This is a genomic window from Prevotella lacticifex, assembly GCF_019973375.1.
Classification (GTDB): Bacteria; Bacteroidota; Bacteroidia; order Bacteroidales; family Bacteroidaceae; genus Prevotella; species Prevotella lacticifex.
In genome coordinates this window covers 2373695-2388511 of the sequence record NZ_BPTV01000001.1, presented here as the reverse complement: position 1 = coordinate 2388511, position 14817 = coordinate 2373695, and the positions used below count along the sequence as shown (strand labels likewise).

Sequence of the window (14817 nt, the reverse complement as noted above, 5' to 3'; positions counted from 1 at the left end):
GTTGGGGTCTGTCTGAAAATAAAGGTTCATCCGACAAATCGTGTGATTTTGTCATTATGCAAATTGAAAAGTCTTAACTTAAAATAGTCAATGTCCCGGTAGCCATAGGCGTTTCTCTTCAAGACTTTTATTTTATTGTTGATCCCTTCTACTTTTGCATTGCTTGTCCTACATTTGTAATAAGCCAGGATTCCAGTTCTGTAAGCGGCGATGGAATTACCCAGCTTTTCAAGGGTGGGAACTTTTGATTCCCGAGCCTGTTTTATCCAGTCATCCAGCACAGCTTCTCCTTCTTTATATGAGTCCTGCTTCCATACTTCTTGCAAGTATTCATTGAGAATGTAGGCTTTGCTCAGAGGTTCGTTCATCTTGATTACGTTATCCAATCTCTTCTTTTCATCCTCTGTAAAAATATCCTTATCATGGCGCAACAACAGCCAGCGCGTTCCCTTTATGACTTTTCTTTTTTCTAAGTCCTTCTCTTGATTATAGACCTCTCTTCTGACTTTGTCCAAGGCTTCGCCTGCCAGTTTCTGCACATGGAAGTGATCGAAAACGTGAATGGCATCAGGTAGGTTTTTCTTAATCGCAGAGATGAACGCAGCGGACATGTCTGAAGACACGGACTCTATCTTCGCGCCGCTTCTCTTCAATTTGGGCCAGAACTTCTTCAAAGAATCGATTCCTTTGCCATCTCCGACATGTATAATGGCACCACTCAACATGTCGACCACAATAGTCAGATAGACGTGTCCCTTCCTCAAAGCGAACTCATCAATACCAATGTGCTTGACATCCTTGATATCTATATGAGAAAACTTATGATTGAGATAGTTCTTGTGGATATCCTTCACCGTATCCCAACTCAGACCGAGATAGTGGGCTACATCTTTTATCGTCATTCTATGAAGCAGTTCTATCACGAGCCTTGCCAAACGATGTGTATAGCGCTGCTTGCCGGTAACGAAATGAAGATCCTCATAGACATCAGCACCACATGTCTTACACTTTAGACGACGCACCTTTACATGTAAGATTGATTGCTTGGTACCAATGTTGACACTGCGGATTTTACGAATCTTGAACCCGTTGCGTACGACAACGTGACTATGGCAACATTCACATCGAGTTTTTACATCTCTTTTTTGGATATGATGAATAATAGTATTACCTTTGTACTCAGTCTTAGTGCATTCGAAGTCCCTGATTCCGTATGCATAATAGATATAGCTGGTGTCCATTTGTCTTGTTTTTTTTAATCACTTACAAAGGTAATGGATTTCCAGCTATTTTCTTTACATCATCCACACTTTATCACACGATTTGTCGGATGAACCAAAATAAAGAGATTCGGTCTGAAAGACCGAATTTTTGTATTTATTTGCCTCTTCGAGGCAAGCGGACGGCCACTAACCCTGCCTATCCGCCCCTGCAACCGCACTATGCAGCATAATTAAGGCACGGAGCTACACAATTGCGGCATGGTGCCACGCCAATCCAATGTAGGGGGAGCCATCCTACGGCCACGAAAGATTTGCCCTTTGCCACTACCAGCCCCAACGGGGCTGAATCATCAATAATCCCAGACTAAGCGAGTGATAACGAGCGCAGTCTGGGGAACATGCCGATAGCCATACATTCAGTGCCTCGAAGACGCACAATAGCACGGAGTGCGCAAAAGCGCATGTGTTCCTGCGCGTTCCGCTATTCAACCTCTCCGAGGCTGGTCGTGGATATCTTGCGCCTGTGTCCTACCCCAGACTGTGGTCGCTGCGCTCCCTTAGTCTGGGGTTATTGAGAATTAAGCCCCCTCGGGGCTTTCAGTGGCAGAGAATAACCAAAGGTATGTCCTCGCCAAGCCGCAAAGACCGCGAAGATTCCGCCAAGGCATTGTTTCTGCACGAATAGTACGAATTTCACGATTTGTTTGCGGTCGTAGTCGCAGTATAATGTGCAACCGCACGGTGCTGCACAATGATGAAACTGTGCAGCATAATGGTGGTACGGAATCTTTTGAATTATCTTTACACTATTCCTATATGGGCCAAATGGCAATGCAAAAGGGTAGGTTTCGCGCGCTGAAACCTACCCTTTTGCGTTGTGAAATGGACCGTTTTGCAACGCCAAACAGACCGAATTGTAAACTGCCTGAATGTCAATGCGTTACGAAGATGATTTTCGTTTTGTTGCGATTTGAAATTATTTTACGTTTCCGTACATCCGACTACACCAGTCCGTCGAGGTGCTTCTTGAGTTCCTTGAGCTCGTCGCGCACTTCGGTGAGGCTGTCGATGACCTGCTGGCTCTTGTCGGCACCGGCACGGTTGACCTGGAGCATCTTGCGGGCAGCGGCAATCTTGAAACCGCGAACCTTTACGAGGTTGTAGATGACCTTTATCTGGTCGATGTCCTTCTGGGTGTACTGACGTACGCGGTTGCCGGTGGTCTTCGGGCGCAGGTGCGGAAACTCCGACTCCCAGTAGCGCAGGAGACTCTCCGAGACATTCATCATCTGTGCTACCTCCTTGATGGTGTAGTACAGTTTCGTGGGTTTATTTGAGTTCAATGCCATAACTGTTGCTTCTTTTTGTTGACTTTTGCCGCAAGAGGCGACCTCTGCCTTATTTGGTTTTCCGGCAGAGGTGTCGTAAGTTTCTGCAAAGATAGTAATAATTATTTATATTGCAAATCTTTGGGATTTTTTTTATTTCTCAGCGTTGAAGGCCCGTATGGCACTCTCTATCGTCGGTGCCATATCGTAATACTTGTATTCGGCGAGGCGTCCGCCGAAGATGACGTTACGCTCGACGGCCGCGAGGGCGCGGTATTCGTCGGCGAGGCGGTTGTTGCGGTCGTCGTTGACAGGGTAGTAGGGCTCCATACCCTCCTTCCATTCGGTGCTGTACTCGCGGCTGATGACCGTCTTGGGATTGTCGTAGACGGCCTGCCCGAACATCTCGAAGTGCTTATGCTCGATGATACGCGTGTAGGGCACCTCGCGCTCGGTGTAGTTGACGACGGCGTTGCCCTGGTAGTTCGGCGTGTCGAGGGCTTCGGTCTCGAAGCGTACCGTCCTGAAGTTCAGATGTCCGAGACGGTAATCGAAGTATTCGTCAATCTGTCCGCAGTAGACGACCTTTCCGGCGATGGCCTCCAACTGTTCGCGGTCGCTGAAGAAGTCGATGCCGGTACGTGTGGGTATACCCTCCAACAGTTTGCTGATGAGGACGTTATATCCTCCGATGGGTATTCCTTGGTACTTGTCGTTGAAGTAGTTGTTGTCGAAGACGAGGCGCACTGGCAGCCGTTTGATGATGAACGGCGGGAGGTCGGTGCAGCTGCGTCCCCACTGTTTCTCGGTGTAGCCCTTGATGAGCCGCTCGTAGATGTCGCGGCCGATGAGTGTCAGGGCCTGTTCCTCGAGGTTGCGGGGCTCGCTGATGCCTTCGGCCTTCATCTTCGCCACTGCCTCACGGCGCTGCTCGTCGATGGTGGCGCGGGCCTCGGCGGGAGTCTTCACGCCCCACATCTGATAGAAGGTGTTCATATTGAACGGGAGGTTGTAGAGCTGTCCGCGGTAGTTGGCTACCGGTGAATTGGTGTAGCGGTTGAACTCGACGAGCGAGTTGACGAAGTCCCATGTAGCCTTGTTTGAGGTGTGGAAGATGTGGGCACCATATTTATGGACGTTTATGCCGTCGATATTCTCGCAGTAGACATTGCCGCCGAGATGTTCGCGCTTGTCGATGACAAGGCATTTCTTTCCGGCTCTCCGTGCCATGTAGGCGAAGGTCGCTCCGAAGAGTCCCGATCCGACGATGAGATAGTCGTATTCTTTCATTGTGTATTCTGTTTGATGGTTATTCGTTGTAATGTCTTGACTGTCAGTGATGTCAAGCTTTGTTTGTTTCTGTCCGCTGTTATATGGCTACTTTGTCCTTGCTCATTGTAATGCTGTGACTGTCAGGGGCGTTTGCTTACTCATAGCTTCTGATTGTCATAGTGCTTTGATTGACAGGGATGTTATGTCCAGAAGTCGCTGTCGCCGGTGAACTCCATCTGTCCCCCGCATTTAGGGCATGTGTGGTGGTCCCATGGCCGTATGCGGTCGCTACCGCAGTTGAGGCAGAGTCGCCCGGCGAGTGAGCTGAACGATGGTGCCGAGTCGCCGATGATTCCTCCCACGACGAGTGGTTGGATGGTCTTGCAGTCGGGACAGCTCACGCTTTCGATGCGCTGTCCCATGAACCCGCGGCCCTCATAGTCGTAGGCCTCGTATCCGCATTGTGCGCAGCGGTATTTCTTTCTTTGGGCCATAATTATCTGGTTTTGTGAGTTTTACGTTAGTGGGGTGGCATAATCGTGGCATCGTGCCACGTTCAATACCATGTAGAGGTGGGGTTTATCCCCATCCTACGATCACGATGGAAATATCTCGCCAAGCCGCAGAGAACGCAAAGATTCCGCCAATGGCATTGTTTCTGCACGAAGAGCACGACGTGCGCGGAAGTGCAGATTTTATGCGCGTACCGCTATTCAACCTCTTCGAGGCTGGTAGTGTATATCTTGCGCTTTTCTTCTACCCCAGACTGCGGTCGCTGCGCTCCCTTAGTCTGGGGTTTTTAAGAATTAAGCCCCGTCGGGGCTTTTCTGCGGCAGCGGGAAATCACCACCTTGGCTGAAGGACGGGGATAAACCCCGCCCGTCGGTTGTGTGCCGCATTAGTTGCTTGTGCCGACGGATGTGTGCCGTAAAGGTCTCTGTATCAGTGGTTAGCGCCCATGTGTCCCACCTGTATGCAGATTGAAATCGACACCTTGGCAGTAGGACGGGGATAAACCCCGCCCCTACGGCGGATGTGTGCAGCACCATTTTTTTGTGCCCGCGGATATATGCCGCATCAGTTTTTTGTGCCGTCGGAAGCGTGCCGCAACGGTCTCTGTATCATTCCCTTGCTGCCTTTGCAATTGGCGATGGGCTTATTCCCTCAGTACCTCCCACAGCCTCTTTTCGAACTCGGCGAGGGGGGTGGGGGCTGTAGCATCGCTATACTCCTTGCTAACACCGTCGAGAATCTGGCGGCGGGTGAAGGGGATATCGGGGAAGACCATCGCACGGATGCCCACGGCCTCGGCGGCATCGGTGTTTACCTTACGGTCGTCGATGAACAGACATTCGTCGGCCTTCAAATCGTAACGGTCCAGCAAGTGCTTGTAGATGAGGCTGCTGGGCTTTGTGATATGAACGTCGGACGATATTACCTGACCCTCGATTAACCTGAAGATGGACGCTGTGGCCTGGATGTCGTAAATCTTATGGCTGTAGTTGGAGAGACCGTAGAGGTGGTAGCCCTCGGCACGCAACTGCGACAGCAACCGGTACATGCCCGGCATCTCACCGACGAGGAAATCGGTGAAGCGGCTGTCGTAGAGGGCGATAGCCCCGGCATAGTCGGGATATTTGGCCTGCTGCGCCGCTATGCACTCGCCGTAGTCGTCGCCGCGGTCGAGACGCTCTATCCATTCCGGCTCAACGATGTTCGTGCGGAACCAGTCGGCTTTCTCCCAGGAACCGAAGAGCGGTGCGTAGACGCGGCGGCAGTCGGTCCTGATGAGTACGCTGCCATAGTCGAATATTATATTTCGAATCATAGTCGTTATTGTTAAGTATTTTCAGCAGTCCTGCCTCCCCGCCGATGTCGTTGCGCCAGGCTCTCGGCCACTATTCCTTGAAGTCGAGATTGAGCTCGCCGGTGCCCCCGAGGAGGTTGAAGCTCATACGGTGGTAAGGCGTTGTGCCGTAGCGGCTTATGGCCTCGCGGTGCTTGCGTGTGGGGTAGCCCTTGTTCGACTTCCAGTCGTACTGCGGATACTTCTGGTCGAGTTCGTCCATATAGTCGTCGCGGAAAGTCTTGGCGAGTATCGACGCGGCGGCGATGGACAGATATTTGCCGTCGCCTTTGACGATGGTGGTGTAGGGCAGGGTGCCGTAGGGTTTGAACCTGTTTCCGTCGACGATGACGGCCTGCGGTCGCACGGCGAGCTTGTCGAGGGCCCTGTGCATGGCGAGGATGGAGGCGTTGAGGATGTTTATGTGGTCTATCTCCTCGGGGGTGACGATGCCCACGGCCCATGCGGTGGCATCGCGCTCGATGACCTCGCGGAGGGCGTAGCGCCGCCTTGCCGACAGCTGCTTGGAGTCGTTGAGATCGGCGTTGTGGTAGTCGGCGGGGAAGATGACGGCGGCGGCAAAGACGCTGCCGGCAAGGCAGCCCCGGCCGGCCTCGTCGCAGCCGGCCTCGATGGCGTAGTCGTTATAATAGTGGCTTGAGAGCATTCTTTTTGCTTATTTTACGTTCAGTACGGCTTTCTTCACGTCGCGGCTGTTGGGACCGATCATTATCTCGAAGTCGCCGGGCTCGAGGAACGGACGGCCCTCGGCGTCGAGATAGCTCAGTGTCGTGGCGTCGATGTCGAAGGTCACCGTGGCGGTAGCACCCTTGGCGAGATGGATGCGGCGGAAGCCTTTTAACTCCTTGACAGGGCGGACGATAGACGAGAAGCGGTCGTGGATGTACATCTCCACAATCTCGTCGCCGTCGCGGTCGCCGGTGTTCGTGACGGTAACGGAGGCCGTTATCTTGCCGTCCTTGGTCATCGACGGTGCCGACAGGACCACATCGCCGTATTTATAGGTAGTGTAGCTCAGTCCGTAGCCGAAGGGGTAAAGAGGACCGGTGGTCTCGTCAATGTAGTTGCTCTGGTATTTCCGGAATACCTTGTTGCCGTCGGCGACGGGCCGACTGGAACTGATATGATTGTAGAATATCGGTAGCTGGCCCATGGATCGCGGCATGGTATTGACGAGTTTTCCCGTCGGGACCTTATCGCCGAAGAGCACGTCGCAGAGTGCATCGCCGGTCTCGCTGCCCGCAAACCATACGTTCATGATGGCAGGAACGTGGCTGCTCTCCCATGTGAGCACTGTCGGACGACCGGCGAAGTTGAGCAGTACCACGGGTTTGCCGGTATTGAGGAGGGCTTTGAGGAGGTTCTTCTGCACGTCGGGGAGGGTGAGGTCAGTGCGGGTGGAACTCTCGCCCGACATCTCGGCCATCTCACCGAGACAGGCCACGACGACATCGGCACCCTTGGCGGCGTCGACGGCCTCACGGAGCATCTTCGCGGTGTCGCCCCATGGGAGTGGACGGCCGAACTCGACGGCACGCTGGCGGAGGGAGTCGGAATAGATATTGCAGCCCTGGGCGTAGACGACCTTGGCACTGCTGCCGAGGTATTTCTGCATGGCCTCCTTGATGGTAGTGTATTTAGCGGGCTTATCGCCTGTCGACCAGCAGCCTACGAGGTTGCTGCGGTCGTCGGCGAGAGGGCCGATGAGGGCGATGGTGCCTTGTTTTTTCAGCGGCAGGACGTTGTTGTCGTTCTTCAGGAGGACAAAGGTCTCAGCGGCAATGTCGCGTGCGAGCTTTCTGTTTGTCGGGGTGTAGATGCTCTTTTCTGTCTGCTTGGGGTTGCAATAGTGATAGGGGTCGTCGAAGAGCCCAAGTTTATATTTGGCCTCGAGGACGCGTCGAACGGCCTTGTCGACATCGGCCATCGTCAGGGACCCATCGTCGAGGGCACTCTTGATGTAGCGGTCGAAGGCCAGGGCGCACATATCCATATCGGTACCGGCCTTCAGGGCACGGACGGCGGAGGTGGCACCCTTGCTGTAGCCCAACGGGGTCATCTCGTTGATAGATGCATAATCGGTGACGGTGAATCCATCGAAATGCCACTGGTTGCGCAGAACGTCGGTCATAAGCCATTTATTGGCTGTGGCGGGAATGCCGTCGACGATGTTGAACGACGACATCACACTGCCCACGCCGGCTTCGACCACGGTTTTATATGAGGGAAAATACTGGTTGTACATGCGCAGTCGGCTCATGTCAACACAGCTGTAGTCCTTGCCGGCCTCGGTGGCACTGTACAGGGCATAGTGCTTCAGACAGGCCATGACGTGGTCCTTGCCATATTCGTTGTGGCGACCCTGATAGCCGCGGACGGCGGCAGCACCCATCAGCCCGGAGAGGAAAGGGTCCTCGCCGTAGCCTTCGGCGATACGTCCCCAGCGGGGCTCGTGGGCAACATCGACCATTGGACTATAAACCCAGTTGATACCGTCGGCAGAGGCCTCACGGGCAGCTAAGGCGGCACCGGCCTCCACGGCGGCGGTGTCCCACGAGCAAGCCTGAGCAAGGGGTATGGGGAGGACGGTCTCGTAGCCGTGGATGACATCAAGGCCGATGAGGAGAGGAATGCCAAGACGGCTCTTCTTGACGGCAATCTGCTGTAAGGCCTTGATCTTGTCGGCTCCCTTGAAGTTGAGGACGGCTCCGAGACGACCCTGCTGGGCCCGTTCTGCGAGAGGGGAGTTCATGAGCTGTCCGGTGGTGACGTCGCCACCGGGAAGGAGGGTGAGCTGTCCTATTTTTTCGTCGAGGGTCATTCGTGACATAAGGTTGTCGATGAACTGGTTCATATCGGTCTTCTGGGCCGACAATGATACCGTCATCGTCAATAGGGCAAGGGTAAAAAATAGTTTTTTAATCATTCTGGTAAAGTAATGTTGATAATAAGTTGGGTTGCTGTGGACTTCGCGTCTCACTTTATTTTGCAAAGGTACAAAAAATTATTTTACTCCGTGTTCAATGTTGCTTTAAAACTAATGTAAAATATGGCCTTGCGCTTGCCTTGGCTGTCGTAGCCGGAGGTTAATCTTGTCGTAACACTGATTCAATTCCGTCCATCGCTCGCGAGAGTCTCATTTAATACGCAAAAAAAACTATTTTCTCTGTCCTATACCCCTTTCTACCCCTCGAACTATACCCCTTTCTACCCTATGAAAATTTGGAATCGGGAAAAATATGTTGTACCTTTGCACCCGAAATAACATTCAACCTAAATGGCGAGTCATTGAACAAAGGTGGGATAATCTCACGCAGATTCATTAGAATATCAGCGAGAGAGGCCTTTTGTCCCGCAGGTTGCGCAGATTTATTGGGCAACGGACGTGCGTTAATGATCCCTTTGCGGGGCGGTCTTTGTGGCCGTCCGGTCGGTCGCCAGACCGAATATCTTTATCTGCCTTTTGGCAAGCGAATGGCCACATTATTATATATTCGCGGTGGTGCGGATAACCTGGGTTAGAGGCTGTCTCCAAAATGAATTAAAGAAACCTCCATTTGAGACACTATACAATTTGGCCCTTGCTTTGCCGTTTCTGGCTTAGCAAGGGCTTTCTTTCGTAGAAAGCCCGTTTAAACTTCCCCTTGTTTTAGTCTCTGCATAATTATTTTTGCCAATATTATTGGTAATTTCTTGCAGATATGGCCATTTATTTGTACCTTTGTATAGTTCTTTTAATTATATAGATACTATACATATTTATGGCTATTCCAGAAGAGATAAAGTCAGTCGCCCGCCCCAAAAGTACGATAGTCCGACAGAGAGGCAGTCGTTTTGTCGTCATAAAAAGGACGAGCAAAAGAATTAACGGGAAGCCTATCCCCGTAGACCAAGGAACGGTAGGAGAAATTGTAAACGGCAAGTTTGTCGAGGGCTCATATATGCGCAAGAAAAATCAAGTGGATATTAAAGATTATGGAGAGGTGGCTCTCTGTGACAAGTACGGCAGTGGACTTCTTCAAGAACTCGCCAAGGTTTGGAATCTCGACGATGCAAAGCGCCTCTATGTCATTGCCTTGCTCCGTGCTTCATATGGAGGCATCATGAACCGTGACTTGCAGATACAGTACCTCTGCTCATTTGCATCAGAGATGTATCCGGGAGTGCATTTGTCTGAGACGGCAGTGTCCGGGTTTCTTGTGAAGATAGGCAAGGCGTACTCCCTTATCTGTGAGTTCATGCGCAATAGGGTGAACACCTTTACCGGCGGTGACATGGTTATCGATGGCATGCTCAAGGACTACAATGCCAAGACGGGGAGTCTGTCGGAGTTCTCGCGCAAGGGAGCGAAGAAAGGCTCCAAAGATATCAGCTTGCTGTATGCTTTCAACCCATTGACGCGTGAGCCCATAGCGGCAAAGCCTTACGCAGGCAACATGCTGGATCAGACGGCGATAGACGACTTTGTAGCGGAGTATGAGATTAAGAATGGTCTGATGGTATTCGACAAGGGTTTCTACAACGACAAGCTTTTTGAGAAAGTCGACAAGATGGAAGGACTGGCATACCTGATACCGTTGAAGCAGAATTCGGCGTTCATAAAGAATTACAAGATGGATGAGCCGACAATGCCATTGAAAGACTATAAGGACGGAACGATTCTATACAAAAAGCAAAAAATGTCAAACGGCAAGTTCCTCTACTCTTTCCGCGACCCGAAGGCAGCCTCCGAACAGGAGATTGGATATGTGCAGAATGCCAACAAGAAAGATAACTTCAAGGCAGAAAGCTATGTCGAGAGGAAAGGTTTATTCGGTCTGATTGTCTTCAAGTCAAAAGCTGACCTTGACCCATTAACCGTCTATTTAGCCTATTCCCAGCGATGGTCTGTGGAGACTCTGTTCTGGCTATACAAGAATATCGTTGACCGTGACACGGTAAACGTGCATTCCGACTACAGCGTATATGCCACCGAACTGATTAATTTTCTCTCCGTCGTCATAACGACAAGGGTTAAAAATGAGTTTGTCAAGCTGGGGCTAAGCAAGAAATATTCTTACAAGGCTATATTCAGATACCTTTCAAAATACAAGAAGGTGAGAACCAAAGATGGTGGTAAATGGGGTACGGCAACCATGCTTAAATATATAGAAGAGCTAGTTGCTATGCTTGGTGTATAGTGTCTCAAATGGAGGTTTCTTTAATGAATAGATTCGGTCTTGTGACCGGACGAACGACCATAAAGGCCGCGTAAACGCAAAAAGGCATGTCCCGGATATTGGAACATGCCCTCTCGCTTGGAGTTGATTATCGATTGCACCAGTGCATCGTAGTCATCGGCGATGGCTGCGATGAGGCACCGGCGACGACTAAAACATCTTGGCTACCCGGCGGATGCCTTCGACGAGGGCATCGATTTCTTCCTTTGTATTATACATGGCAAAGGAAGCACGCACGGTGCCGAGCACGCCGAGGCGGTCCATGAGCGGCTGCGCACAGTGGTGACCCGTGCGGACGGCAATGCCGAGACGGTCGAGGAGTGTGCCGAGGTCGGCATGATGGATATTGCCGACATTGAACGAGATGACAGCCTCACCGCATCCTGCCGTGGCGGCGTCGATGGCTGACGTGGCATCGGCAACGGGGCCGTGACCATAGATTTTTATGCCGTCGATGGTACGCAACTGCTGCAAGGCGTAGCGGGTTAGATTCTGCTCGTGGGCAAAAATCTTCGCCATGCCAATGCTGCTGACGTAGTCGATGGCTGTAGCCAGACCGTGGGTGGCAATATAATCGGGTGTGCCGGCCTCAAACTTCAAAGGCGGTTTCTCGAAAGTTGTCTTGTCGAAGCTTACATGCTCAATCATCTCGCCACCACCTTGATAGGGCGGGAGACGGTCGAGCCATTCCTCCTTGCCATAGAGGATGCCGACTCCTGTGGGGCCGTACATCTTATGACCGGAGAAAGCGAGGAAGTCGCAATCGAGGTCCTGGACATCGACGGGGAAGTGGGGAACGCTCTGGGCACCGTCGATCATCACCGGAACCCCATGCTCATGGGCGATGCGGATGATGTCCTTAACGGGATTGATGGTTCCGAGAACATTGCTCACATGGGTGCAGCTGACAATTTTCGTCTTGTCGGTGAAGAGCTTCTCGTATTCGTCGAGACAGAGCTTTCCGTCGTCGGTCATAGGTATGACTTTCAGTACGATGCCTTTCTTCCGTGCCTGCAACTGCCATGGAACAATATTGGAGTGGTGCTCCATCGTCGATACAATCACTTCGTCGCCGGTCTTCATGAACTCGTCGCTGAAAGTTGAGGCCACAAGATTGAGGCCTTCAGTAGTGCCGCGGGTGAAGACTATCTCGCTGGTGCTCTTGGCATTGATGAACTTGCGCACCGTCTCGCGGGCAGCCTCATGGAGGTCGGTGGCCTGCTGACTGAGCCAGTGGACACCGCGATGGACATTGGCGTTGGCGTTGAGATATTCGTTGCGCATGGCGTCGAGCACGCACAGAGGCTTCTGCGTTGTGGCGGCATTGTCGAGATAGACTAACGGCTTGTCGTAGACGGTGTGGGTGAGGATGGGGAAGTCGGCGCGGATGCTCGCTACATCGTAGGCCTCCTGACCGTTATTGAGGGCTCCCGACGATGCCGCACCCCCCATGCCGTTATCATTTATGTTGTTGTTCTCCTTCATTTCCTGATATTGTTTATTGTCAGTTATGTGGACTGATGGTCCTCCTTTCATTATTATGGGCTGTCCTTAATGTGGTCTTGCTACTTGCAGAGCTTGCATCCCTCGCATTTGTTCAGCTTTCCGCGGAAACGCATCTCTACAAGATGGTGCAACCGGTCCCTGAGAGGCTCGAGTTCCATCTTGTCGATAACCTCATTGACAAAGGCAAACTCAAGGAGCAGTTTTGCTTCCTCGGCACTTACGCCGCGCTGCTGCATGTAGAAGAGGGCAGCATCGTTGAGCTGTCCGACGGTGGAGCCGTGGTTGCACTGTACATCGTCGGCGTAAATCTCCAACATCGGCTGAGTGAACATCCTGGCTTGCTTGGTGGCGCAGAGATTCTGATTGGTCTCTTGCGACAGCGTCTTCTCGGCACCGTGGCGGACGAGAATCTTTCCGGCGAAGGCACCGACAGAAGCATCGTTAAGGACATACTTGTAGAGCTCATTGCTCGTGCAGTGGCCCACCTGATGGTCGATGAGGGTGTTGTTGTCGACGTGCTGCTGCTTGTCGGCGATAACACAGCCGTTGCATGAGCACTCGGCACCCTCGCCTTTGAACACGAGGTCGAGCTGATTGCGCGTTGTTCCGTTGTGCAGGGTGATGACATTGTGGTTGACACGGCTGTCGCGCTGCTGGTCGATATATACGTTCGATACCCTCACATTCTTGTAATGGGTCTCCTCAAGGCAGTTGAGCTCGAGGTTAGCGTTGTCGCCAACGAAGGCCTCGATGACCTGAGTAGCGAGGAAGTTGCGGTCGTCGGCACTGTGGTCGCAGAAGAGGAATTTTGCCTCGGCACCCTCCTCAAGGACTATCAGCACGCGGCGGTTGACCATCATGTCGACATCAGAGCGGAGAATGTTTATCACCTGAATGGTACGGTCGCAGCGGGTGTTCTTGGGAACGTAGACGAAGAGACCGTCCTGAGCCAGCATTGTGTTAAGGGCCGTGATGGCATCGTCCTTCATCTTTGCGGCTTTGGCATAGTATTTCGCTACGATGTCGTGATGTTCGACAGCCGCATGGGCTAACGAGTCGACGATGATTCCGTCGCCGGGAGTGACCTTCGGCAGAGCCTTAGTGTAGAACTGGTCGTTGACAACGAAGTAGAGCGATGTGCTGAGATTGGGAACATCGCAGCGGAAAGCCTCGTAGGGGTCGACAGGAATGTCCAACCGGTTGAGGTTGAGACCATAGTCGGGGGCAAAGAGAGCGGCCATATCGGTGTACTTATAGCGCTCGACTTTCTTACTTGGGAATCCCATCCGCCGGAAATTCTCAAAGGCCTCGTCGCGAACGGCGTTCAGCACGTCAGCCGAGTGGCTCTTGATGAGCTCCGCGTTGTCGTTGTATAGGGTTATATATTGTTGTTCACTGTTCATCATATTCTTTTCTTCTACGCCTCTTGGGCATAACAAGTTTAGATATAACGGGAAGTTTGTCGTGACCGACATGTTACCCGCCGTGAATTGTGGAAAGCTTTGTCATTGATTCTGTGGCCTGTAAACAATATCTTTGGTGATCGTAAACGATAGCTTTGCGGCCCTTGGATAATAGTTTTACGGCTTGTAACCAATGACGCTGTGGCTCGTAATCAATGACTTGTCAGTTGTCGACTACTTGCCATATTTCTTGTCGGCTTCCTCCTTAATCCAGTCGTAGCCACGCTTTTCAATCTCTTTGGCCAGCTCGGGACCGTCGGTGCGGACGATGCGGCCGTTGTAGAGGACGTGTACGATGCTTGGTTTGATCATATCGAGCAGGCGCTCGTAGTGGGTGATGACGATGATTGACTTCTTAGGAGTGAACAGCTTGTTGACTCCCTCACCCACAATGCGCATGGCATCGACATCGAGGCCGGAGTCGGTCTCGTCGAGGATGGAGAGCTGCGGGTCGAGCATTGCCATCTGGAAGATCTCGTTGCGCTTCTTCTCACCGCCTGAGAATCCCTCGTTGACGGAGCGGTGGGTCAGCTTGGAGTCGAGTTCGACCAACTGCCGCTTCTCCTTCATAAGTTTCATAAACTCTGGAGCTTTCAGCGGTTCCAGTCCCTGGTATTTGCGTTTGGCATTGACGGCGGCCTTCATGAAGTTTGTCATGCTGACTCCCGGAATCTCAACAGGATACTGGAAGCTGAGGAAGATACCCTCGCAGGCGCGCTCGTCGGGTTTCATGGCGAGCAGGTCCTTGCCGTTGAATGTTGCCGTTCCCTCGGTGACGGTGTACAGGGGATTGCCGGTGATGACGGCACTGAGGGTTGACTTACCAGAACCATTCGGTCCCATGATGGCATGAATCTCGCCGTCGTTCACCGTGAGGTCAATGCCTTTAAGTATTTCTTTGCCTGCGATGGATGCGTGCAGGTTCTTTATCTCTAACAT

Annotated in this window: 11 protein-coding genes; 1 reads left to right on the top strand and 10 read right to left on the bottom strand. The window is 52.1% G+C overall.

The window, feature by feature from the left end:
• Positions 1-26 precede the first annotated feature (26 nt).
• The 7 genes from LDN30_RS09390 to bglX all read right to left on the bottom strand — a co-directional run bounded on the left by LDN30_RS09390 (position 27) and on the right by bglX (position 8616).
• Positions 27-1241, bottom strand: a complete 1215-nt coding sequence (locus LDN30_RS09390; protein ID WP_223926253.1) for an ISL3 family transposase — start codon at positions 1239-1241, stop codon at positions 27-29.
• Between the two features lie 983 nt (positions 1242-2224).
• Positions 2225-2572, bottom strand: coding sequence for a MerR family transcriptional regulator (locus LDN30_RS09385; protein ID WP_223926385.1), 348 nt, complete (start codon positions 2570-2572; stop codon positions 2225-2227).
• A gap of 132 nt (positions 2573-2704) precedes the next feature.
• On the bottom strand, positions 2705-3841 hold the full coding sequence (gene glf / locus LDN30_RS09380; RefSeq protein WP_223929332.1) for a UDP-galactopyranose mutase: 1137 nt from the start codon (positions 3839-3841) through the stop codon (positions 2705-2707).
• A gap of 182 nt (positions 3842-4023) precedes the next feature.
• Positions 4024-4317: a hypothetical protein gene (locus LDN30_RS09375; RefSeq protein WP_223929331.1), complete on the bottom strand. Its 294-nt coding sequence runs from the start codon at positions 4315-4317 to the stop codon at positions 4024-4026.
• A 662-nt stretch (positions 4318-4979) separates the two neighbouring features.
• On the bottom strand, positions 4980-5651 hold the full coding sequence (locus tag LDN30_RS09370; RefSeq protein ID WP_223926382.1) for an HAD family hydrolase: 672 nt from the start codon (positions 5649-5651) through the stop codon (positions 4980-4982).
• A gap of 70 nt (positions 5652-5721) precedes the next feature.
• Positions 5722-6336 (bottom strand): ribonuclease HII, encoded by a 615-nt coding sequence (rnhB, locus tag LDN30_RS09365; RefSeq protein ID WP_223929330.1) that lies wholly within the window; start codon positions 6334-6336, stop codon positions 5722-5724.
• 9 nt (positions 6337-6345) lie between these two features.
• Positions 6346-8616, bottom strand: a complete 2271-nt coding sequence (gene bglX, locus LDN30_RS09360; protein ID WP_223929329.1) for a beta-glucosidase BglX — start codon at positions 8614-8616, stop codon at positions 6346-6348.
• An 835-nt stretch (positions 8617-9451) separates the two neighbouring features.
• On the opposite strand from bglX, the gene LDN30_RS09355 reads away from it, so the two are divergent.
• Positions 9452-10870 carry a transposase gene (locus tag LDN30_RS09355; protein ID WP_223929004.1) on the top strand — a complete coding sequence of 473 codons (1419 nt, stop codon included), beginning with the start codon at positions 9452-9454 and terminating at the stop codon, positions 10868-10870.
• A gap of 189 nt (positions 10871-11059) precedes the next feature.
• Here the strand turns inward: LDN30_RS09355 and LDN30_RS09350 are convergent, their stop codons facing one another.
• The 3 genes from LDN30_RS09350 to sufC form a co-directional block, all read right to left on the bottom strand.
• Positions 11060-12361 (bottom strand): aminotransferase class V-fold PLP-dependent enzyme, encoded by a 1302-nt coding sequence (locus LDN30_RS09350; protein WP_223929448.1) that lies wholly within the window; start codon positions 12359-12361, stop codon positions 11060-11062.
• Between the two features lie 113 nt (positions 12362-12474).
• A complete protein-coding gene (sufD, locus tag LDN30_RS09345; protein ID WP_223929447.1) occupies positions 12475-13818 on the bottom strand; it encodes a Fe-S cluster assembly protein SufD in 1344 nt (447 codons plus the stop codon).
• A gap of 234 nt (positions 13819-14052) precedes the next feature.
• A complete protein-coding gene (sufC, locus tag LDN30_RS09340) occupies positions 14053-14817 on the bottom strand; it encodes a Fe-S cluster assembly ATPase SufC (RefSeq protein ID WP_223926379.1) in 765 nt (254 codons plus the stop codon).